Genomic DNA, 22,816 nt, shown 5'->3' on the forward strand with positions numbered 1-22,816 from the left:
AGACATCGGTCTTCACACCATCCGTACATACCGCCTTCCAGGCAGTGCACGGATCAGGCGCTTCATTTCCAGGCGCATGAGAGTCGAGGAGACGGTGGCGGGGGTGAGGCCGGAGGCGGACGTGATGTCGTTGATGTGAGCCTCGTCGGTGCTGATCGCTTTGTAGAGGATCTCTTCTTCCAATGTCAGATTGGCGGCTGGGCGTGGCTCCTCTGTCTTGGGGGCCAAAGGGGCGGTTGGGAAGAGTGTCTGTAGATCATCCAGCACATCCGCTCCGTCCATGATGAGCTTGGCTCCCTGCTGAATGAGGCGGTTGCAGCCTGCGGAGGTGGGCTTGTCGATGGGGCCGGGTACGGCATAAACCGTGCGCCCTTGCTCATTAGCCTGCTGCGCGGTGATGAGAGATCCGCTGCGCAGCGGCGCCTCCACCACGATGAGTCCACAGCCCCACCCGGCCACGATGCGGTTGCGATAGGGGAAGGTCTGTTTGTCAGCGATGCGGTCCACTGGATACTCGCTGATCACCGCGCCGTTTTGAGCGATGCGCTCCGCGAGCGCCATGTTTTCCGGCGGATAGAGCTGGCCCATGCCAGAGCCGATGACCGCCACCGTGCGCCCCTTGGCCGCGAGGGCTGCCTCGTGCGCAGCGGTGTCAATGCCGCGAGCCAGGCCGCTGATCACCGTATAGCCCGCATACGCGATCTGAAAGCTCAGCTTCTTGGTGGTGCTGAGGCCGTAGTGGGTGGCATGGCGGCTGCCCACCACGCCGAGGGCGTTGTGGTCGCGCTTGGTCAGCTCTCCCCATACGGTGAGTACGAGCGGCGGATTGTGAATGGTGCGCAGCAGCGGCGGGTACAGCTCATCCTCTTGGGTGAGCAGCGTTAATCCGCGATCACTGATCTTTTTCAGCTCGTCTGCCAGATCCACCTGCGCCTCCCAGCCAGCGATGTTTTCTGCCTGCGCCAGGCCAAAGCCCTCGATCTGCAAAAGGTCCGTGACCTTGGCGCTCAAGATGTGCTCCGGGCTGCCAAAGTACTGCAGCAGCTTGCGCACACGTACGGGCCCCACCTGCGGGAGCAGATTGAGCACAAGCCAAGCCTCGGTGCGCGTCATTCCACGTGGTGTGCGCTTTAAGCGGCGGCAGCGGTGGCTTCGCCGTTTTTGGCGGCAGCAGCGGCGGACTCCGGAAGGGCGACGTTCGTCTGTGAGGAGCCAGAGCCGATCAGCTTGCGGAAGATCTTCTGCGGGAAGGACTGGCCACGCTCCTCATTTTCCAGCTGGCTGAGGGCGGCGGACTTGGCCATCTCCCATGCCGGGGCAAAGCCGGGGGCGCTGATGATCATCTGCTTCTCGGCACGGGCCAGGATCTCCAGCTCTCGCTGCAGCTTGTTGTCCGGGCGCTCGTTCAGGCGGGCGATCTGCATGCGCAGGTTTTCATTCTCCTGCTTCAGCGCGGCGCGCTCCTTGTTGATGTCCTGCGTCTGCTTGGAGTCGAGGTCCAGCTTGTCGCTGAGCATGCCTTTGTAGCGCTTGAGTTCGCGCTTGGTCTTCCAGTGACCCCAGAGGGACTGCACCAAGAAAATGCCGCAGAGCACGATGCCGTAAATGAAAGTGTTCTGGGGGGAGAGGAGGTCTTTAAACATGGCTGGAGAAAACTACCCTAAGCCCCGGTCTGTGCAACCGGGCAAACTCAGGGCTCAAGAGTGCATACGCCACGTGGCATAAGCGGGGAAACTAAAGAAGAGGCTGGGTGGGGATGTTGGTTAAATATATATTTGCCATAAATAACGAGGCAAACTAGATTTTTAACAATGCGCGCAACTTACCCGAAGTCCTCTACGGTGGCACCTTCATTCTCTCATGAAAAGCCCCTCAGCCGTCTGCTGACTGACGCAGTCATGATTTTTGTGATGCTGGCAGGAATGGCGCACCCCCTCCTGGCGGCAGACCCGCCCCCCTCCAGTACTTCGACGGTGGGACAAACAGTTTCCAACCCGGAAACAGGCATGTCCACCAAGGTCAGCTCCCTGATCACCGACCCCGTCGGCACACCGACTGCTGGCACCACGGCCTTTGTGCGCACCGAAGACGGCTACGTCTTCTTGGTCAAAGCCGTGGGAGACACTGTCTACAACGAGGACAGTCCGCCGGTGGGTTTCAAGATCCTCAGCAAAGACACCACGACCAAAACCGTGACCTTGCAGAATCCGCTCGATGCCACCAAGACGGCCACGCTGGGGTATGAGATTCTCTACACGGATCTGCAGGCGAACTTCCTTGGGGCCGACACAGCAGGGGCCACCACGCCGCCCACGGTGGTGTCGGGAGCGGATGGAGTGCGGGTGGTTTACACCGGTCAGAATGGCTCCAATGGCCGTGACGGCGCGCTCTTTGTGCCCCCACGGTCTGGTGGCAATGGCGCTGCGGGCCCGACGGTCAATTACACGACCAGCTTTAACATCTCGACCACCAACAAGATCGGCCTGGAGGTGGGAAGCATCGGCGGAAAGGGGGGCAATGGCGGCGACTCTTATCTTTCCTTCTGGGACGGTCGGGACGGTGGCAATGGCGGGGCAGGAGGCACGGTGACGGCCATCAACAACACAGGATTTCAGATCGCTACCACGGGGGACAACATGTATGGGATCTACGCCTACAGCCGGAGCGGCCAGGCGGGGAACGGGGGCAGCGGCTTTGCTGCTCCAGGTGGGGGCACGGGCGGGCATTCCAGCGATGGCGGCAACGTGACCGTCACCAACAACGGTACGATCATCACTGCAGGAGCCGGTGCCTACGGCATCTATGCACTGAGCGTGAGCAACAACGGCGGTAACGGCGGCAGCACCTGGGGGCTGGTAGGTCAGGCTGGCTCGGGAAATTACGGTGGAAATGGCGGCACCGTGACCGTGACCAACTCCAGCACGGGCTCCATCTACACCTACGGTTCGCAGGCGCATGGCATCGTGGCCCAGAGCATCGGTGGCAGCGGTGGTTCTTCTGGCACTTCCGCAAATCTCCTGCTTTCCCTCAATGGTGCTGCGGACAATGGCGGCAATGGCGGGCAGGTGAATGTGTATAATTCAGGGGTCATCTCCACCACGGGGGCGGGCGCGCGCGGCATCATGGCGCAGAGCATCGGCGGTGGTGGCGGTGCGGGAGGGACTTCGGTAGGGCTTTTTGCACTGGGCGGAGCCGGATCCAACGGCGGTAGCGGTGGAGTGGTGACCGTGGAAAACCGTGTGGGTGGGACCATCCACACGACGGGGGTGAAGGCTGACGGCATTATGGCGCAGTCCATCGGTGGCAGCGGGGGCAGCGGTTCGAATTCGTTTGGCCTCCTGGCTTTGGGCGGCGGTGGCAGCAAGGCGGGAAATGCTTCTGCCGTTACCGTGTGGAATCTGGGCACGATCACCACGGAGAATGATGGCGCACGAGGCATCGTGGCCCAGTCGATCGGCGGCGGTGGTGGCGATGGCGGATCCACCGGAGGTCTGGTGTCCGTGGGAGGTACTGGCTCTGGAGGAGGTGACAGCGGCGTCGTTACGGTGATTCAAGGCGGCACCATCACCACTCGTGGCAAGGATGCGCAGGGCATCCTGGCGCAGAGCATTGGTGGTGGCGGCGGCAATGGAGGAAGCTCAGGCTCCATCGGTCTCATGGCAGGAGTCAGCGTGGGTGGCGACGGCGGCAAGGGCGGCAAAGGTGGAAACGTGGACATCACCTTGCAGGGCATCAGCAGCTCACAGGCCTCACTCATTGGTACCACGGGAGACCGCTCCCAGGGCATCTACGCACAATCCGTCGGTGGTGGCGGTGGGAATGGCGGCGGTGCCGTGACGGTGACGGCCGGGTTTGATGCTGCGGCCTCTTTTGCCGTGGGCGGGCAGGGCGGCAGCGCTGGTGACGGTGGCATTGTGACCCTGGGCCGGGGCACAGGCGGCTCCAGCAATGTGACCACCTTTGGAGACAACTCCACGGCTGTGTTTCTGCAAAGCGTGGGCGGTGGCGGCGGCAGCGGCGGCTTTGCCGTGGCCGTGGCTCTTTCCAGCGGCTTTACTTCCGGCTCACTGAGCGTGGCCATAGGTGGAAACGGGGGCGGAGGTGGCAAAGGCGGCGACGTCTCGGCGGGTGCCTTCAGTTCAGGAGGTGTCCTGACGGCCAGCGGCTTCAAAGGAGATATCTTTACCCAGGGAGATCAGTCCTACGGCTTCCTGGCGCAGAGCGTGGGCGGCGGTGGGGGCAATGGCGGCCTGGCTGTGTCCGTGGCGGGCAGTACCAGTCTGGCGATGAGCGGGTCTCTGGCCATCGGGCTCGGCGGCACGGGCGCGGGTGGTGGCGCTGGCGGCACTGTAAAGGCAGGGGTTGAGGGTACCATCACCACCATTGGGAACAACTCCACGGCCCTGCAGGCGCAGAGCATCGGCGGTGGTGGTGGCAATGGCGGCGGCTCCATCGCCGTGTCCCTCACAGCCAGTGGTGGCCCTGCGGGTGCCATGGGGCTCTCCATCGGCGGCAATGCCGGTCCTGCCAGCAACGGCGGGGATGTGACCCTGGCCACGCGCAACAGCAGCATCCTCACCCGTGGAGACAATTCCAAGGGCATCGTCGTCCAGTCCGTCGGCGGTGGTGGCGGCAATGGCGGCTATGCCGTCTCAGCAGGCGCTGCTGGCTCGATCACAGATGCAGCCGCAGTGAATGTAGGACTGGGCGGCAAAGGCGGAGGCGGCGGCAATGGCGGCACGGTCAAGGCGGATCTCCAGTCGGATGTGGAGACATCCAGCGTCATGATCGCCCGTGCGCAGGACCCCGTCACAGGTGCAGATATCCCTGCGCATTATGGCAAAAACGCCACCGGTGTCCTGGTGCAGTCCGTAGGGGGCGGAGGTGGTACGGGGGGCTTCAGTGTGGCGGCAGGCGGAGCACTGGCAGGTACGGGTAGCGGCGCGGTCAGCGTAGGCCTGGGCGGCAGTGGCGGCACAGGGGGTACTGGCGGTTCGGTCACCGTCAGCTCTACAGGCACTATTTTGACCAAAGGGGACAGTTCCGCCGGTCTGGTGGCGCAAAGCATCGGCGGAGGAGGTGGTGCGGGCGGTTTCTCCATTGCCGTGGCAGGCGCTGGCGCCTCAGCTGGCAGTGGTGGCATTACGGTGGGGCTGGGTGGCAGTGGCGGGCCGGGGAACTACGCCCAGGACGTCACGGTGAACACATCCATCGGCAAAATCACCACCTACGGCAAAGATTCTCATGGAGTCGTGGCGCAAAGCGTCGGCGGTGGTGGTGGCACAGGCGGCTACGACGTGAGTGTGGCTGGTGCTGGCGCAGGCGGCGGCAGCGGTGCCATCAGCGTGGGGCTGGGTGGCAGCGGCGGTGCAGGCAGCTATTCAGGCACGGTGCGCCTCACCGTGAACAATGACGTGAGCACCTATGGCAAGAACTCCTCCGGCGTGGTGGCGCAGTCCATCGGCGGCGGTGGCGGCACCGGTGGCTACAATGTGTCTGCCTCGGGAGCGGGCAGCATGTCCGGTTCGGGAGCCATCAGCGTAGGGCTGGGCGGCAGCGGCGGCTCCGGCAGCAACGGCGGGGAAGTTTACGCCACAGTGACCGGAAAGGTGGAAACACTGCTGGAGAATTCCTACGGCGTTCTGGCACAAAGCATCGGCGGTGGCGGCGGCAATGGCGGCTACAATGTCAGCGTCGCCGGAGCAGGCGGCACGGGGGCCGGTGCCGTGAGTGTCGGCCTGGGGGGCAACGGCTCTGGCGGTGGCAATGGATTGAAAGTGGAGCTGACCTCCAGCGGCACCATCCATACTGTGGGCAAGGGCTCTGCCGGTCTCATGGCACAGAGCATCGGCGGTGGCGGTGGCAGCGGCGGGTTTAATGTGAATGTGGCCCTGGCAGCGACCGCCTCTGGCAGCGGGGCCATCTCAGTGGGGCTGGGTGGCTCTGGTGCTGGTGGTGGTGACGGTGGCGCCGTTACTCTCCGGAGTACCGGTAATGTGCTGACAGAAGGAAACGGCTCCATAGGCATCGGTGCGCAGAGCATTGGCGGCGGTGGCGGCAGCGGTGGTTTTGATGTGAGCGTGCCTGTGGCGATCGGTAACGGTGCTGGCGCTATCGGGGTCGGGCTCGGAGGTTCCGGCGGTGGCGGTGGAAACGCTACAGGCACCGTGGACCTGAAGGTAACGAACAACGTGACTACCAAGGGTAAGAAGTCCATCGCCGTGCTGGCACAGAGCATCGGCGGCGGCGGCGGAAATGGCGGTTTTGACATCACTGCGCCAATCGCAGCCGGTGGTACGGGGGCTGGTGCCCTGGGAATCAGCATCGGTGGCAGTGCCGCAGCTGGCGGTAACGCTGGTATCGTAATCTCTGACGTCACAGGCATCATCACCACGGAGAAGGATGGCTCTCTAGGCATTCTGGCCCAGAGTCTGGGTGGCGGCGGTGGCAGCGGTGGTATGGCCATCAGCGGGGCAGTGTCTCTCGCTGGCACGGGCTCAGGGGCAGTGAGCATTGGTCTCGGCGGCAGTGGTGGTGTAGGTGGAAACGCGGCTAACGTTACAAATACACTGACCGGAAGTGCCTACACCGTGGGCAAAGACAGCTCGGGCGTCGTGGCGCAGTCCATCGGCGGAGGCGGTGGTAGTGGCGGCATCAGCATCAGTGGTGCCATCGCCATGGCCAAGGATGGAGCAGGGGCCCTGGCCTTTGGCCTCGGCGGCAGCGGTGGCACTGGTGGCGATGCCGGGGCGCTGGTGACCAACACCGTGGTCGGCTATGTCCAGACCCAGGGAGACAATTCGTATGGCGTGCTTTCCCAGTCCATGGGCGGTGGTGGCGGCAGCGGCGGCCTCAATGTGTCTGGAACCATCACCGCAGCCAAGACGGGCAGCGGTGGACTGGCCATCGGGATCGGCGGGCTGGGTGGTGATGGTGGTGACGGCAAAGACGTTATCAGCAACGTTACAGGCGGTGTGATCACTTCAGGAAAGGGTTCCGTCGCCATTGCTGCTCAGAGCCTAGGTGGCGGCGGCGGAGCAGGCGGCTTAAACGTGACAGGGAGCATCAATGTCACCAAGGAAAATGGCGGCACGCTGGGCGTTGGTGTCGGAGGTTTTGGCGGTGCTGGTGGTAACGCAGGAACCGTAACCAGCACTGTGGTGGCAACTAGTGCCTATGACAATCTCATCGGCACGATTGGGGACAACTCCACAGCCATTCTCGCACAAAGTGTTGGCGGCGGTGGCGGAGCGGGTGGCATGAACATCACCGGCGGTCTCAACATCACCGGTAAGAGCGGAGCCTCGATTGGTGTGGGTTTGGGCGGTTTTGGTGGTGTTGCCGGAAACGGCGGAGTCGTTACGGTAAATGCGACAGGAAACATCATCACTCAGGGCAATCAATCCCACGGCATCGAGGCGCAGTCCATCGGTGGTGCGGGTGGAGATGGGGGCATCAATGTCACGGGCACCATGGCCTTCGCTCAAAGTCCGGCCACCACGGCGGCGGTTTCTGTGGGAGTGGGTGGCTTTGGCGGCAACGGTGGCAGCAGCGAAGCTGTCACCGTGAACTATAACGGCACTCTTACCGCTCGTCCTATGGTAGTGCTTCCACCCGTCGGTGGCCATCCTGCCCAGGCAGTCTATGTGGATGGTGAAGGCTCCAATGGCATCATGGCGCAGTCCATTGGCGGCGGTGGTGGAAATGGCGGCATGAATGTCAGCGGCGGCATTTCCTACGTGGGCGGCACCGGGCATGGCTATGGCATCGTGGTTGGGGTGGGCGGTTACGGTGGCAATGGCGGCAATGCAGGCACCGCCACAGTCAATGTGACCGGCGGAGACAGCATCACTGGCTATGGCACCGGCCATTCGGCCATTCTGGCGCAGTCCATCGGTGGCGGTGGTGGCACGGGTGCCATGAACGTGAGCGGCGGCATTACCTCAGATTCCGGCCTGCTCTTTGGCGTAGGCGGCTCTGCAGGGGCGGGTGGCATTGCCAAGACTGTGACGGTGAATGCCACGACGAATGTTTATACCAGCACAATCAACAATGACGACGACACCTCCTCGGCTGGGGTGCTGGCGCAGTCCATCGGCGGCGGCGGCGGCAATGGCGGCCTCAATGTCACAGGCGGTCTGGCCATCGCCAAACAGAACAGCGTGCCCTCGGTGAATTTTGGCATCGGCGGTTCTGGCGGCGCTGGCGCGAGCAGCGGCGATGTGAATGTGACCCTCATTGGTGATGCCATCACCTCAGGCAACTGGGTTCACGGCATCATGGCTCAGAGCATTGCCGGCGGCGGCGGCAACGGCGCGATGAACGTGGGTGGCCAGCTCAATTTTGCGTCCTCGGAGAGTTCCGGAGGCAACACGGATCTCAGCATCATCGCGGGCATCGGCGGCACCGCCGGAGACGGTGCCGTGGCTGGCAATGTCACGATCATCAACACGGGCACTGTGACCACGGCTGGAGACAACGCCAGGGGCGTGGCCGCACAGTCCATCGGTGGCGGCGGCGGCACGGGCGGCATGAATGTGACTGGCATCTACGCCAAGAACAGCAATCCCATCACCGTGGGCGTGGGTGGTACGGGTGGCAGCGGTGGCGAGGCTGGCAATGCCACGGTGCTTCGTGGCACCGCCACGCTGGCCGCAGGGAAGGTGACCACGGACGGTGTCAACGCCTATGGCATCGAGGCCTCCAGCATCGGCGGTGGCGGCGGCGATGCTGGCATGAATTTTAACGTCGGCTACAGCACCATCGGCGAGGCCTCGTCCAAGCCTGGTTTTGCAGCCGTCTTCACCATCGGCGGCGGTGGCGGCACCGCAGCCAGTGGCCACTCGGCCACGGTCGTCAACTACAGTGCCGTGGAGACCAAGAAGGACTACGCTTACGGCATCCTGGCTCAGTCCATCGGTGGCGGGGGAGGGAATGCCAACTTCAACATCGGTGTGACACATGCTGGAGCCAGCACCTCTGCAGACAGCAATCTCTACAACAAACCCAACCAGAACATGGCGCTGAGCGTTGCGGTAGGAGGTGCCACAGGAGATGGCGGTAACGGTGGCGACGTTGCGGTAACTCAGGTTGGGAATATCATTACGGTGGGCAAACAGGCCATCGGTATCCTGGCGCAGTCCATTGGTGGTGGCGGTGGTAATGCCGGACTGGACGTCGGTTTTGTGAAAGCCGACGGAGGTAAAATGGGCATCACCATTGGTCGTGAGGGTGGTACAGGAGGTTACGGTGGTACCGTAACTCTAAACTACACCGGCACGCTCAGCACCACGGGAGAGATGGCCTTTGGCCTTCTGGCTCAGTCCATAGGAAACGGCGGTGGCAACAGCTCCTCCACCACCATCAGTGGTGAGGTACCCACTGATCAGAACGATCTGGGTCAGACCCGCCCGCAAAGTGCTGCAATTGCCATCGGCCTGGCAGGCGGGCAGGGTGGTTACGGCGGCGCCGTTATATTGAATTCCAACGGCAAGATAACCACTACGGGCAGGCGTGCCTACGGTGCCTTTGCTCAGTCCGTCGGTGGTGGTGGTGGCAATGGCGGCAAGGCCAACACCGCTGGCATCACTGCTCCAGTGATCGCGATGAGCCTCGGGGGCACTGGTGGCAGTGGCAGCTATGGCGGCCAGGTGGACCTCACCAATACCTCCATCGTGGAGACCTTTGGCGAAGAGGCGGCAGGCCTGCTGGCGCAGTCCATCGGAGGCGGTGGCGGCAATGGTGGCAGCACTTATTCGGGCGGCACCAAGACTGGAGACACCGGTATCACCATGGGAATCGGCGGCGTGGGTGGTCCAGGTATGGACGGTGGTATTGTAAACGTGATCAATGACGGCATCATCGTTACGCATAATCTGGCGGCGCATGGCATCCTGGCGCAGTCCATCGGTGGTGGCGGTGGCGATGGCGGTTCTGCCATCAGCATTCTACGTGCCATGCATCCCACCACCACAAATGCCAGCAACACCACACGTGTGGCGGTCAACGTGGGCGGCAATGGCGGCACTGGCGGAGACGGCAAGGCAGTGACTGTGACCAATCGCGGTGGAATCGGTACCTATGAAGCTGCTTCGGTGGGCATCTTTGCCCAGTCCATCGGAGGCGGCGGAGGCAATGGCAACTCCGTGCTTAGTGCCGCCCTGGCTGGAACCAGCGGAAACAATGTAGGTATCAATATTGGAGGAAACGGAGGCACCGGCGGCACGGGGGGAAATGTCACCGTGAACAATCTGATCACGGCAGACCCGAACAGCGGCAAGATCATCACCCTCGGTGACAAGGCGTATGGCATTCTGGCCATGAGCGTGGGCGGCGGCGGCGGTACCGGCAGCAATGTGGCCTCCATCAGCCGTGGCACTGGCTCAGGAGATGGCGGCACAACGGTCAGCCAGGTGCAGTTTTCCATCGGTGGCAATGGAGGGCAGGGTGGATCCGCAGGTGTGGTGGAAGTCACCAATCAAGGCAGCATCTCCACCCAGGGGGCTGGAGCACACGGCATCGTGGCCCAGTCCGTGGGCGGCGGCGGCGGCAATGGTGGCATGGCCATTTCGGGAGATCTTGCCTTTGGCTCAAGCATCCCCAGCAGCAACAAAACCTTCAATGTGGCCATCGGCGGTCAAGGAGACCAAGGTGGGACGGGCGGCGCTGTGACGGTCAACAACTCCGGCAGCATTCATGTATTGGGCAAAGGTGCCTACGGCATTTACGCCCAGAGCATTGGTGGCGGCGGTGGCGATGGCGGCTTTGCGCTGGCGTTCTCCCGCAATTTGAAGACCAATCCCAAGGCCACTCTGGCAGGTGCCAATTCCACCTTTGCGCTTGGCGGCTTTGGCGGCACTGGAGGTGATTCCGGCGCTGTCACGGTGAACCACTCTGGCTCCATCATTGCCGAAGGGGACAATGCCTTTGGCATCTATGCCCAGTCTGTGAGTGGTGGTGGTGGCAACTCCGCCCTTTCCATCTCCAGTCCGGTGTGGATGGCGGCCAACCTCGCGCTGGAGACCCTCCTTGGTGGCGGCTCCACTGGCACGGCCGGAAAAGTGACCATCAACACCAGCGGCTCCATCAGCATGACTGGAAACAACAGCGTGGCTTTCTTCAGTCAGAGCGTGAATGGCGGCGGAGGAAATGTGAACCAGTTCATGGACTTCAGCCAGCAGGCTCAGGGACTAGGCGACAACGGACTGCCTTTGCCCGGCAATGCTGGAGACATTGACACCGCGTATGCCTATCTGGACTCGGTGGTCAAGGTGGGTTCGGACGCCATCTTTGGTGCGGTAGGGGCAGCGGTGGAAGCCACCCACCTGGGCAGCATTTACTCCCATGGCGACAACAATGGCGGCGGCCTGCTGCAGTCCATCGGCGGCGGCGGTGGCCGAGGCTCTCAGAATGTCACCCTCGCGACGGATTCAGACATCAACCTCGTTGTGAAGCTGGGCGGCAAAGACGTGAACAGCAGCAGCGGTGGCAATGTGACCTTCAACCAGACCGGCGGCGTAGATGCCCAGGGAACGCAGAGCGCTGGCGTCACCGTGCAGACCATCGGTGGTGGTGGTGGCGTGCAGTTCATCACACTTAAAAAAGTGCCCACGGTCACCCCCATGCTGGTGTCTCCTCCGCCAGCAAGCCTCATGGCCTTGCCTCCTCCTCCGCCGCCACTGACTGCCACCAGCCTGACGCTCGGTGGCAATGGCGGCCTCAACAACGATGGCGGCACCATCAACACCACCTTCTCAGGCGCTCCCGTCACCAGCAGCGGCGACCGTTCTCCCGGTCTGATCATGCAGTCCATCGGCGCAGGAGGGGGGCTGACCTACACGACTCTGGCAGGGGCATCCGGTCTGAATGTGGACATTGGCGGGCAGAATGGTGCTTCAGGCAATGGTGGAGATATCACCATCATCAACACACGCGACGTGGGCACCAATGGCATTCTGTCCCACGGCATCCTACTGCAGTCCATCGGCGGCGGCGGCGGAGCGGTCTTCACGGATCTCGATCCCTCGCTCATCGCGGTGACGCTGAACACGGACAACACCGGCAACGGCGGCCTCATCGATCTGACCCAAAACGGCAATGTGGTGGTGCAGGGAGACCGCTCCACCGGCATCATTCTGCAGAGCCTCGCCGGAGGCGGCGGGCTGGTGGATGACCTGTTTGCCGGCGCGGCTGGCGGCACGGGGAACTCCGGACCTGTCACCTTGGTGATGAATGGCAGCATTAGCGCCACAGGTGCTGGAGGCAGCGGCATCTTTGCGCAGTCGAAAGGCAGCGGCACGCAGGGAAATATCACGGTGACACTGACCACTGCAAAGAGCATTCTCTTCGGCGACGGCGGCATCGGTGTGAAATTCTCTGGCGGAGCGACAAACCTCTTTACCAACAACGGCTCCGTTTACGGTACGCAGGGCGTCAACGGCCAGGCCTTTGTGGGAGAGGAAGGGGACGACACCTTCCAGAACAACGGCGCCTTTGTGGGCAGTGCGGATTTCGGCAGCGGAGCCAACCGCTTCAATAATGCCGCTGGCGCGCTCCTCGTTCTCGGACCGCAGTTCCTGCTGGGAGCTTCGAACAATCTGCTCATCAATGATAGTGTTTTGGTCCCCGGCGGTAGCGGCCTGGCCCAGCACACAAACATGACGGGCAGCTTCATCCAGAGCAGCACCGGCACCACCTTCAACGAGCTGGACTTCGGTACGGACAAGCTCGACAACATCTCCATGACCGGCACCGCCAAGCTCGGAGGCCGCATCGATGTGGCGCTGCTCAATCCGCAGCTCGTGCCCATCGGCCACTTCGAAAAAGTGCTGGTGCATGCAGACGGCGGTGTCACCGATGACGGCGCTGCGCTTACCACAGCGCCCTCGGTCGTCATCACCTACGACCTGCAGTATCCCGCCACGGGGCAGGATGCGGTCCTGAGCTATGACATCAATTTCAACCCGCCCGGCGGCGGCCTGGGGCGCAATCTCCTGGAGGTCGGCGGCTACTTCAACAACATCCAAAACGCGGGCAGCTCCCCCTTGCTGGCCCCCACCATCATCGCGCTGCTTTATGCGCCGGACATGACGACGTATCGCGAGCTGCTCAGCCAGCTCGGGCCGGATTTCTACGGCGAGCAGCAGGCGGAGATGCTGCGCGGCACACAGCGCTTTGGCGAGACGATGCTCAACGGCGGCAGCACGCGCTACTCGCTCAAGGAGCGCACCATCTGGTTTGACTTCCTCGGCTCCAACACACTCCACGGTGCCTACGACGACTACAAGACCGTGCGCCAGCAGACGCTCGGTTTTGCGCTGGGATATGAAGACATGATCAATGAGCACTGGAGCGCCGGCCTGGCCGTCTCGTATGAAGACAATAATGCAAACGGTTACCAAGGACGCTGGAATGCCAATGGCAGCACCGAGCGCTTTGGCGGCCTGGTGCGCTACAAAAACAACGGCCACGAGATCGCGGCCCTTGTATCCTTTGGCTGGAACAGCATGGACAGCACACGTGTCGGCTCTGTGGCCTATCCGTTTAACACCAGTGTAAACCGCGACATGCAGGTGCTCACCGCCATGGTGCGCTATGCGCATGAGTTTGTAGGAGACACCTTTTACATCAAGCCGCAGGTGGACCTGGGCGTGACCCAGCTCAGCGCCAGTGCCGCACGCGAACGCGGTGGTGCCACCACCCCCCAGGCACCCGGAGTCGTGGAGGCCACCAACCTGGCCCTGCTGGGCTACAATGAAGCCCATGCCTGGGTGCGTCCCGCAGTCACCGTGCGCAAGGCCATCATCGTCACCAATACCACGCGCATCAGCCTGCACACGGAGATGGGCTATCAGTATTACATCAACGGCAACGACACTTATGTGAAAGCCGGGTTTGTAGGAGCCCCTATTGGAGTGGACCCGATGAATGTCCCCATCGGCCTCGGCTCCATGGCCAGCCTCAGCGTCGGTCTGCAGGTGCTCATCATGAACGACCTCTCCTTTGGCCTCTACTACACCAAGGCCCTGGCCAAACACTACCACATGGATCTCTACAACTTCCGGTTTAACAAGAGCTTCTGAGGAAGGTGGATTATTTTTACCCGGATAATAATATGGCTTGATTTCTATCCGGGTAAAATTAGCATGACTCATGCTAGAAGCAGCCACACATCTATCTTTTTCCACCTTTCAGGGGTACAACCGGATCGCCACAGGAGGGCTGTTGCAAAACGCTCTGGCGCTCAAGCGAGCACTGGAAGGTTTGCCGCAGGAGCCGGTGCTGATCTTTGACGATGCCACAGGCCGCATGGTCGAAGTGGACACCCGGGGCACGGACAAAGAGGTGGAAGCTCGCCTGTTAGCACGATTTTCCAAGACTGAATCCACCCCGGCTGTAGAAGGCCCTGTGGAAACCGCAGCTCCGCGCGGGCGTGGTCGTCCCAGGCTCGGGGTGGTGCCGCGGGAGATTACACTGCTGCCTCGCCACTGGGAGTGGCTGGACACACAGCCTGGAGGAGCCTCGGTGGCTCTGAGAAAGCTGGTCGAGGAAGCCCGTCGCCAAGGCAGCGAAAAAGACCAAGCACGGAAAGCACAGGAACGTGCCTACCACTTCATGGTAGCCCTGGCCGGTGATCTTCCGGGCTTTGAGGAGGCGGCGCGTGCCCTTTTTGCCCATGATGCGCAGCGGCTGCATGAAAATCTCTCCACTTGGCCCCGTGATGTGAGCGACCATGTGATGAAGCTGGCGTGGGGGGAAGAATGGCAGACCCTCATTCAACGAAAAATGGAAGGAATGCAGGCATGACTGCGGCATCTCAATCTCAGTCCTACCTGATGCCTAATGCAGCGGATATGCTCAGACAGAAAGAATGCGAGCGGCGGATTTACCGGACCGACTCAGACTTTCTGGGGAAGATTGAACCTTTGGCGCAATGGTTTTGCGATAAATATCCCGGTAATAGGCAGCCCAAACATTATTGCGAATTGGTTTCTGGCCGGTATGGCAAAGGTTCATATGATTTTGCCGTGCGTCACATGATCCGCTGGGGCAGGGCGGATGCGCGGCTCATAGAGGATGCGTTTCAGATCAGCCTGCCTCCATTCATTCACGAATTCTACTCGCAGGTGCAAGAAGCTGTTCTCGTCTGGCGGAACATCATTCACATCCTGCCTCCTGAGGAAGTGATTGCCTGGGAGCGGCAAAACCGGGAATGGGAGGGTAAGGGAAACGGGCCTGTCAGGCTCGTACGGTTCATAAAGTCCTACAGTGTTTCAGGAGACATTGCGATTCGTAGAAGTGTCAGTGATGACAAGTGGCGTATGTTTTATGTGAGTGTGGATGATGAAGCGAACTACGAGGAGGCAAGGCTTGATCACTATACGTTGGCAGAGGATTTGGACTCATGGCTGCAGTATCTGATGACAAATGATGGCGCCTATTCACAAGATGAGTTTCATCAGTCTGAAGCGGCGTATTTGATGACTCGAGTCACGTGATCTAAGCTTTCGTTACCCCCGACGAGCTGCTCCTCAAGCGGGAGCGACTGGAGATCGTAGGGGTGGCCGGATTTAATGGATGGAAAGCGGTCAAAAAGCGTGTTTTGACAATCACTTCACAGCCGACATTTCTAGTTAGACATAGTGCGCCATGAGAACTCTGAAAACCATCTTGATCCTGCTGTCTTTGTTTGGCATCCAGGCGTCGGCACATGACTTGGAACGGGATGCATCTTCATCCATATGGCAGGTGCGCTACTGTCTGACGGGCAGGTTTGCAGTAGCGGACTCCACGGCGCGGCGGCTCCTCGAAAAATTAAGCTTGGATTCCCATTCAGGCGTGGCAAGTCAGGCTTTTGCACATTATTCCGGCCTGTTCCTTGATCTTGACCAACAAGTGGTGCTGGCAGCTTTTCGACGCGGCGAATTCGATCTTGTGGGTATTAACATGAAGGATCGAAAGGCGTTCGAGACGCCAGGCTTTTGGGCGTTGAATCTCAGGCGAGTGGAAGCGCCTGATCTGCAAGCGCGCGCCATTCGCGCCCTGGGCCTGTGTGGCAGCCAGGAAAACCTTTCTCTGCTGCAGGAATATCGAAACTCGGACAATCCCTACCTGCTGCACGAACTGGCCAAGGCATTGCATCGTCTCGGTGATGAAGCGGGGTATCTAAATGTCATTGAGGCCATTCTACGTCTGCCGCCTGCATCGGCCGTGCACTACCAGACCCTTGCGATTGACTGCCTGATTCAAAGTCATCCCGCCAAAGCCCGTGAAAGCTGGAATAAGCTGCACGCTGCGATCGCGTCCATGCCTGATCTCCAGCCCAACTGGATGTGCGGCCACATTTTCCAGGAGGAGCGATTGCCGTAAATCGAGAGGCTGAAACCACGATACGCAGCGGCATTGCGGGCAATTAGCCGCTCACTTCAGTGCCGCAGTTTGGGCATGCGTCCGCACCTTCCGCGATGCCGTAGCCGCAGCGTGTGCAGTCCGCTACAATGCGCCGGCGTTGTGTGTCCATGAATCCGGTTTCAGGCTCAGCCTTCCTGGACTTGTCCATGGACCAAGGGGGATCCTTCCAAAAGACGCCGCTGGAGAGTCCGCAGCTGCATTCAGTGGTGACACGTTTCCCAGAGGGCAGGGCGATGGTTACTTCATAGTATGAGGGGCCACCCCGGTTCCCCAGGAGGGTTGGCAGCCAGTGGATGCGCAGGTGCCTGGCCCCTTTTTTGCGGATGACAGCACGGATTTCCGCCTTGTGGCATCCGATTTCCAGCCATTTCAAAATAACCACCACACCGATGAACAGGAAGAACCCCCAGCCGGAAGTCTGTGATGTCGATGCCGGGTGGGGCATTCGCATAAAGCTACGGGGCGGGAGGGCTTTGTCGATTCCATTAGCAGCCGCCGTTTCCACTCAGGCCGTGCGCAATGGGTGGTTGCATCCAGCGGCGGCTTCGCCTAGATGCTGGCAGCCACAACCCATGCCCCACGCCCTTCTTCTCAAGTTTCCTGGAACCAATTGCGATGCCGAAACCGCCCGCGCTCTGGAGGCGGCGGGCTTCACCTCCGAGGTGCTGCCAGTGGCTCTGCTGGAGCCCTCCTCCCTCGACAAGGCGCAGATGATCGTTTTCTCAGGCGGCTTCAGCTACGGCGATTACGTGATGTCAGGCCGCATCGCCCAGTTGATCACGAAGTCGAAGCTCGGCGACCGTCTCAAGTCCTTCGTGGAAAAGGGCGGATACGCTCTCGGCATCTGCAATGGCTTCCAGATCCTCACCCAGCTCGACCTCCTGCCCAAGGGCAGCCTCATCCACAACACCAGCGGCCGCTTCATCTGCCGCTGGGTGGGTCTGAAAAAGACCAAGACCAAGGCCAGCCCCTACCTGAGCAAGCTGCCTGAAAACTTTGAGCTGCCCGTGGCGCACGCCGAAGGCCGCCTCGTCACCGAAGGGGACGCCGCCGCTGGCTATGTGAAGTCCGGCCATGCCGCGCTGCTTTACACGAACAACGTCAACGGCTCCACCAGTGCCATCGCCGGACTGCAGGACGACACAGGCCGCGTCTTTGGTCTCATGCCGCATCCGGAGCGTTTCATCTTCAAGAGTCAGCACTATGATCCTGACTGGGCTGGAGACACGCAGTATGGCTGGGGTCATTACCTCTTCCAGTCAGCGCGCGAGGCGTTGAATTAAGCACTGTTTTTCGCGCAGCGACAGAGGCTAAAAACTTGGGGCTGGTGAGCCCTATGCGCACTTTTGCGCTCTGCATGGAGCGAATCTATTTGTCATTAATATGGTATTTATATAAATTACCAGTTAATTATTTAGATTCATGAAGTCTCCTGCCGCGCTTGTTTCCACACATTCCAGCGTCCGCCTCACCCAGTTCATGCTGGCGTGCATTTTGATGCTTTCCGGCTTTTGCTCGCTGGTTTATCAGACGGTCTGGCTCCGGGAGTTTCGGCTGGTCTTTGGTGGTGCAGCCCCGGCAGCGGCGGCGGTCATGGCGGTCTTCATGGGCGGGCTGGGTTTTGGCGGCAAATTCTTTGGCTCCTGGGTCGAGCGCGTAGGGCGGCCCTTCCGGTTTTACGCACGGCTGGAGGTGGGCATCGCCCTGGCGGCGGCTGCTTCTCCGGCGCTGCTCGGGCTGGCGCGCTCCCTTTACCTCAAGACCGGCGGCACCGCAGGCATGGGCCTTGGGCCGGCCACCTGCCTGCAGCTCCTCATCACCGCGCTGGTGCTGGGCGCTCCCTGCTTTCTCATGGGCGGCACGCTTCCAGCGGCCATGAAGTTCGCGCAGCACGATGACGACCCCCGCCGGTCCACCACCGCGTTCTTTTATGGCATCAATATCGCCGGAGCGGTGTGCGGTGCGCTGCTGAGCACCTTCTGGCTGCTGCCAAACCAGGGAAACCACAGCACGCTGACGATCGCCGTGCTGGCCAATCTGGGGATCGCCCTGGCGGCTTGGGGCATCTCTGCGGTACAAGAAAAAGAGCCGCGCCTGCAGGCCGAAGCCAGCGGGGCAGGGCAGGCGAGCGTGGCCGCGCAGGCACCCGCGCCCTTTGTGCTGGCGGCGGCCTTCATGAGCGGCTTCACCTTCTTTGTGGCGGAGCTGGTATGGTACCGTGTGTCCACACCGCTGCTGGGCGGCTCGGTGTATGGCTTTGGGCTGGTGCTCTGCGTAGTGCTGGCCGGCATGGGCACGGGTGGGCTGCTCTACGCGCTGATGCTCAAAAAGGCCGAGCCCGGCATCGCGGGTTTCACCCTCGTCTCCGCGCTGCAGGCGCTGGCCATTCTGCTGCCCTATGCACTGGGGGACCGCATCGCACATCTGGCGCTCATCTTGAATGACAGCCTGCGCGGCCTGGGGTTGGGACACATGGCCCTGGGCTGGGCGGTGGTCATGTCTCTGCTGGCATTTCTGCCCTCGCTGCTCAGCGGCATACAGTTTCCGCTGCTCGTCAGCCTGCTGGGGCGTGGAAATGCCGGGGTAGGCCGGCAACTGGGGCGCGCGTATTTGTGGAATACCTTTGGCTCCATCACCGGCTCGCTGCTGGGGGGCTTCATCCTCGTGCCGTGGCTGCAGCTCACCGGCTGCTGGCTGCTGGCCGCGCTGCTGGTGGCTGCGATGTCTGCTGCTTCCCTCGTGCTGCAGCTGCGTCGCAATTCTTCTGCCGAAACCTCATCTGCACCCGCCCCGCGCCTGAGCTGGAGTGGCGGTGTGGCTTTTGTACTGCTGGCCGTCAGTGGCTTTTGCGCGCTGGGAACCACCGGACCCACGGCCATGTGGATGCAGTCGCCTATCGGCTACGGCCGTGTGACGCATGGTGAATTCAACACAGCGCTCAGTTTGGAGAATCTGCAGCGCAGCACGCGCCGCACCCTGGTGCAGGCCTACGATGGGCGCGAGACCAGCGTGGCCGTGGTGGGCGGGCTGCAGTACTCCTTTCTCACCAATGGCAAGAGCGACGGCTCCGCTGTGATGGATGCCTCCACCCAGGTGATGCTGGGCCTTACTGGTGCCATTCTGCACCCGCACCCGCAGCAAGCCTGCGTCGTGGGCCTGGGCACCGGCACCACCGCCGGATGGCTGGCCGACGTGCCCGGCATGCAGCGCGTGGACGTGCTGGAACTGGAGGAGGAGATCCGCAAAGTGGCGCGCTACTTTGATCCCGTGAGCCGGAATGCCACGCAGCACCCGCGCATCCGCAACATCACCGGAGACGCGCGCGAATTTCTCCTCACCCGCGGGCAGGACTACGACCTCATCGTCTCAGAGCCCTCCAACCCCTGCCGCGCCGGCGTGGCCAATCTCTACACCCGGGAGTTTTACCGCAATGCCAGCCAGCGCCTCGGCCCCGGCGGCATCTTCTGCCAGTGGGTGCAGGGGTATGAGGTGGAGCCCGAGGCCATCACCACCGTCATCAGCACCCTGCGCCAGGTCTTTGCCAAGGTGGAGGTCTGGTCCACCCAAGGCTCCGACATGCTGCTCGTCTGCTCCAATGACGAAGCCCCCTGGCAGATCGAAAGTGTGCGCCAGCGCATCAAGCAGGAGCCCATGGCCGAGGCCCTGCGCCGCCTGTGGAAAACGGACACGGCCGAGGGCTTCTTTGCCAGCTGTATCGCCAGCAGCAGCTTCTGCACCGCGCTTGCCGCCACCGGCACTACCATCAACACCGACGATATGAACCGGTTGGAGTTCAGCTTTGCCCGCACTGTGGCGCGTGGAGACAACTGCGCCCTGCAGCTCGCCCGCGCCGCCACCCGTGCCGGTGGCAGCCTGCCACGCGTGCAGGGGGCGCTGGACCTGCCCCTCTACTACTCCGAGCGCCTGCACCTGCCCGGCCGCCTGTGGGAGTCCGCCACCGCCGACCTCCTCCCCGCCGAAGCCCCAGCCGACGTGCGCGACCGCGTGCCCTCCCTGAAGAGCTACTGGCGACGCGACTACGCCGCCTATTTGGCCGCCCCCATGCCCGCTGCTACCGTGCTTTCAGACCGCGTTCTCCAAGCCTATGCCCGTGCCCGTACCGGCGCACCAGATGCTCAGGAGGCCATCGCCGTCGCCACTCCGCTCTCGGTGGTGGACGCCTGCCTGCTCCGCGCATTGGCCAGCCATCACCAGCGGCAACCCCAGCCCATCCTCGACCACCTCACTGAGGGGCTCGATGCCCTCATGACCAGCCCGTGGTGTGACCTGCCGCTGCTCAATGAGGCGCTCGGCCTCCTCGGCCCGCTCTCCCAGTTCCCACCAGCGGTCAAAGACCCGCGATTCCGCGCCCTCTTTGACAAGCTGGACCGCACCTACCCCGCGGGCGTGGCGCGCGATACCATGCTCAGCACCCGCTGCGAGATGGCCATGCGCCTGCCGCTGCAGCAGCAACTCGCCGCCGTGCACAGCTACGGCCAGCCCTTCCCCTGGCAGGGGCGTGCCCTGGCCTTGCGTGTCAGTGCCTACATGCAGGCGCAGGACCCCCGCCTCGATGAAGCCGTGGCAGACCTCAATCGCTACCTCGCCCAAGGTGGCCGCGTCGGCGGCGAATCCCCCCCATTCACCGTTCAGCTCCAGCAGACCGCACCTGATACCATGCCGCAGGCCGAGGGTATCACTGTCGGTGCCAAGGCCGGAAAGTGAGCGTGCCACCAAGCACTGGGCGTGCTGATTTTTCATCGGCTCCGGGAAGCTCCGCCGCACATAGCGCTCGCAGAGCTGACGTGGACATCGGCACTCCCAGCAAAGAGCTCTGCTAAAGTCGCCAGCGAGAGATCGTGGCAATTTCCCGCACCTGCCGCCGTATGTAACGCTGCTCCCCCAAAGAATGTCTTTTTTCGCCGCACATCCCGTACTCCGTCTCCTCTTCTCGCCCCAGCATCTGTGGCGCACCCTTTCCCTGGGCATCAAGACCATCTGGCTGCACAAGCTGCGCTCCTTTCTGACCGCGCTCGGAGTCGTCTTTGGCGTCGCCTCTGTGGTGGCCATGCTCGCCATTGGCGAAGGCGCCAGCTACGAAGCTCAGGAGCAGATCCGCAAGCTCGGCAGCCAGAACATCATCCTCAGCAGCGTCAAGCCCCCGGACGGCCAGGGCTCCAGCGGCGAGTCCCGCAGCATGATCAGTGAATACGGCATCACCCTGCGCGACATCCAGCAGATCCGCCAGACCGTGCCGGACATTCACGTCGTCGTCCCCAGCCGTTACATCTCCGAAAACATCTGGAATCTCGACCGCAGCATCGACGGCCAGGTCATGGGGGTGCTGCCCATTTATCCTGAGATGCGCAACCGCCGCATCACCCAGGGGCGCTTTTTCAACGACCTCGAAATGAAAGACACCGTGCCCGTCTGTGTCATCAATCAGACCGTGGCAGACCGCCTCTTCATGCTCTCCACACCCGTGGGGAAATCCGTCCGCGTCAAAGGCTTCTACTACAAGGTCATCGGCATCATTGAAGATGAAGGCCAGTCGGTCGGCACAGACGCTGGAGGCGCCAGTGCCTCCGCCTCCTCTCCGGCGCAGATCATGATCCCCTTCAGCACCCTCATGGACCAGTACGGCGAGGTCTTCTTCCGCTTCCGCACTGGCAGCTTTGAGGCGGAAAAGGTCCAGTTTCACGAAGCCGTCATCCGCGTGGACGACGTCAACAAAGTGGAAAGCCGCGCCGAGGCCATCCGCCACCTCATGACCAGCAACCATAAAAAGGAAGACTGGCGTATCATCGTCCCCGTGGAGCTGCTCAAACAAGCCGAGCGCACCAAGCAGATCTTCAGCATCGTGCTCGGAAGCATCGCCGCCATCTCCCTGCTCGTGGGCGGCATCGGCATCATGAACATCATGCTCGCCAGCGTGACCGAGCGCACCCGAGAGATCGGCATCCGTCGCGCCCTCGGTGCTCGGCAAAACGACATCGTGGTGCAGTTCCTTATCGAGACCGTCCTGCTTGCCGGCGTCGGCGGTGTGCTCGGCGTCGTCCTCGGTCTCAGCATCCCGCTCGCTGTCACCAAATTTGCGGGCGTCACCACTGTCATCAAGATGTGGTCCCCCATCCTTGCCTTCTCCATCTCCGTTCTCACGGGCGTCGCCTTCGGCATCTACCCTGCACGCCGTGCCGCCCAGATGAATCCGGTGGAGGCGTTAAGGCATACGTAGGAGGGTGGCTCCACATTATGAGTCTGCGCCGTATGTGCTGGCAGGCTTGTTTGTGGATGAGTGGCAGGGAGCACGCCCGGAGCCGGTGCGGACATCGGAGCTCTTAGCAAAGAGATTTGTCATCGAGAACGGTACCTGCGAAAGCGGTAGCAACTTGCTGTAGTAAGCATG

10 protein-coding genes are annotated in these 22,816 nt (G+C 61.8%); 7 read left to right on the forward strand and 3 right to left on the reverse strand.

Features of this window, described 5'->3' with window-relative positions; genetic code table 11:
• Positions 1-12: 12 nt before the first annotated feature.
• Positions 13-1,113 carry a DNA-processing protein DprA gene (dprA, locus tag HNQ65_RS00650; RefSeq protein ID WP_184337350.1) on the reverse strand — a complete coding sequence of 367 codons (1,101 nt, stop codon included), beginning with the start codon at positions 1,111-1,113 and terminating at the stop codon, positions 13-15.
• A gap of 17 nt (positions 1,114-1,130) precedes the next feature.
• Positions 1,131-1,643 carry a hypothetical protein gene (locus HNQ65_RS00655; RefSeq protein ID WP_184337352.1) on the reverse strand — a complete coding sequence of 171 codons (513 nt, stop codon included), beginning with the start codon at positions 1,641-1,643 and terminating at the stop codon, positions 1,131-1,133.
• A 168-nt stretch (positions 1,644-1,811) separates the two neighbouring features.
• On the opposite strand from HNQ65_RS00655, the gene HNQ65_RS00660 reads away from it, so the two are divergent.
• From HNQ65_RS00660 to HNQ65_RS00675, 4 genes are all read left to right on the forward strand, one after another.
• On the forward strand, positions 1,812-14,081 hold the full coding sequence (locus tag HNQ65_RS00660; RefSeq protein WP_184337354.1) for an autotransporter outer membrane beta-barrel domain-containing protein: 12,270 nt from the start codon (positions 1,812-1,814) through the stop codon (positions 14,079-14,081).
• A gap of 70 nt (positions 14,082-14,151) precedes the next feature.
• Positions 14,152-14,805: a DUF2239 family protein gene (locus HNQ65_RS00665; RefSeq protein WP_184337356.1), complete on the forward strand. Its 654-nt coding sequence runs from the start codon at positions 14,152-14,154 to the stop codon at positions 14,803-14,805.
• On the forward strand, positions 14,802-15,497 hold the full coding sequence (locus HNQ65_RS00670; RefSeq protein ID WP_184337358.1) for a hypothetical protein: 696 nt from the start codon (positions 14,802-14,804) through the stop codon (positions 15,495-15,497). The genes HNQ65_RS00665 and HNQ65_RS00670 overlap by 4 nt, the downstream gene beginning before the upstream one ends.
• A 151-nt stretch (positions 15,498-15,648) precedes the next feature.
• On the forward strand, positions 15,649-16,368 hold the full coding sequence (locus HNQ65_RS00675) for a HEAT repeat domain-containing protein (RefSeq protein WP_184337359.1): 720 nt from the start codon (positions 15,649-15,651) through the stop codon (positions 16,366-16,368).
• A 43-nt stretch (positions 16,369-16,411) separates the two neighbouring features.
• Here HNQ65_RS00675 and HNQ65_RS00680 read toward each other — a convergent pair whose 3' ends face one another.
• The gene (locus HNQ65_RS00680) at positions 16,412-16,855 is read right to left on the reverse strand and encodes a zinc ribbon domain-containing protein (RefSeq protein ID WP_184337361.1); all 444 of its coding nucleotides are present in this window, start codon (positions 16,853-16,855) and stop codon (positions 16,412-16,414) included.
• Positions 16,856-16,982: 127 nt separating this feature from the next.
• On the opposite strand from HNQ65_RS00680, the gene purQ reads away from it, so the two are divergent.
• The 3 genes from purQ to HNQ65_RS00695 all read left to right on the forward strand — a co-directional run bounded on the left by purQ (position 16,983) and on the right by HNQ65_RS00695 (position 22,645).
• Positions 16,983-17,693 carry a phosphoribosylformylglycinamidine synthase I gene (purQ, locus tag HNQ65_RS00685; protein ID WP_184337363.1) on the forward strand — a complete coding sequence of 237 codons (711 nt, stop codon included), beginning with the start codon at positions 16,983-16,985 and terminating at the stop codon, positions 17,691-17,693.
• A gap of 139 nt (positions 17,694-17,832) precedes the next feature.
• Positions 17,833-21,135, forward strand: a complete 3,303-nt coding sequence (locus HNQ65_RS00690; protein WP_184337365.1) for a fused MFS/spermidine synthase — start codon at positions 17,833-17,835, stop codon at positions 21,133-21,135.
• Between the two features lie 184 nt (positions 21,136-21,319).
• Positions 21,320-22,645, forward strand: a complete 1,326-nt coding sequence (locus HNQ65_RS00695) for an ABC transporter permease (RefSeq protein ID WP_184337367.1) — start codon at positions 21,320-21,322, stop codon at positions 22,643-22,645.
• Positions 22,646-22,816: the final 171 nt, after the last annotated feature.

The organism is Prosthecobacter vanneervenii (assembly GCF_014203095.1).
Lineage (GTDB): Bacteria > Verrucomicrobiota > Verrucomicrobiia > Verrucomicrobiales > Verrucomicrobiaceae > Prosthecobacter > Prosthecobacter vanneervenii.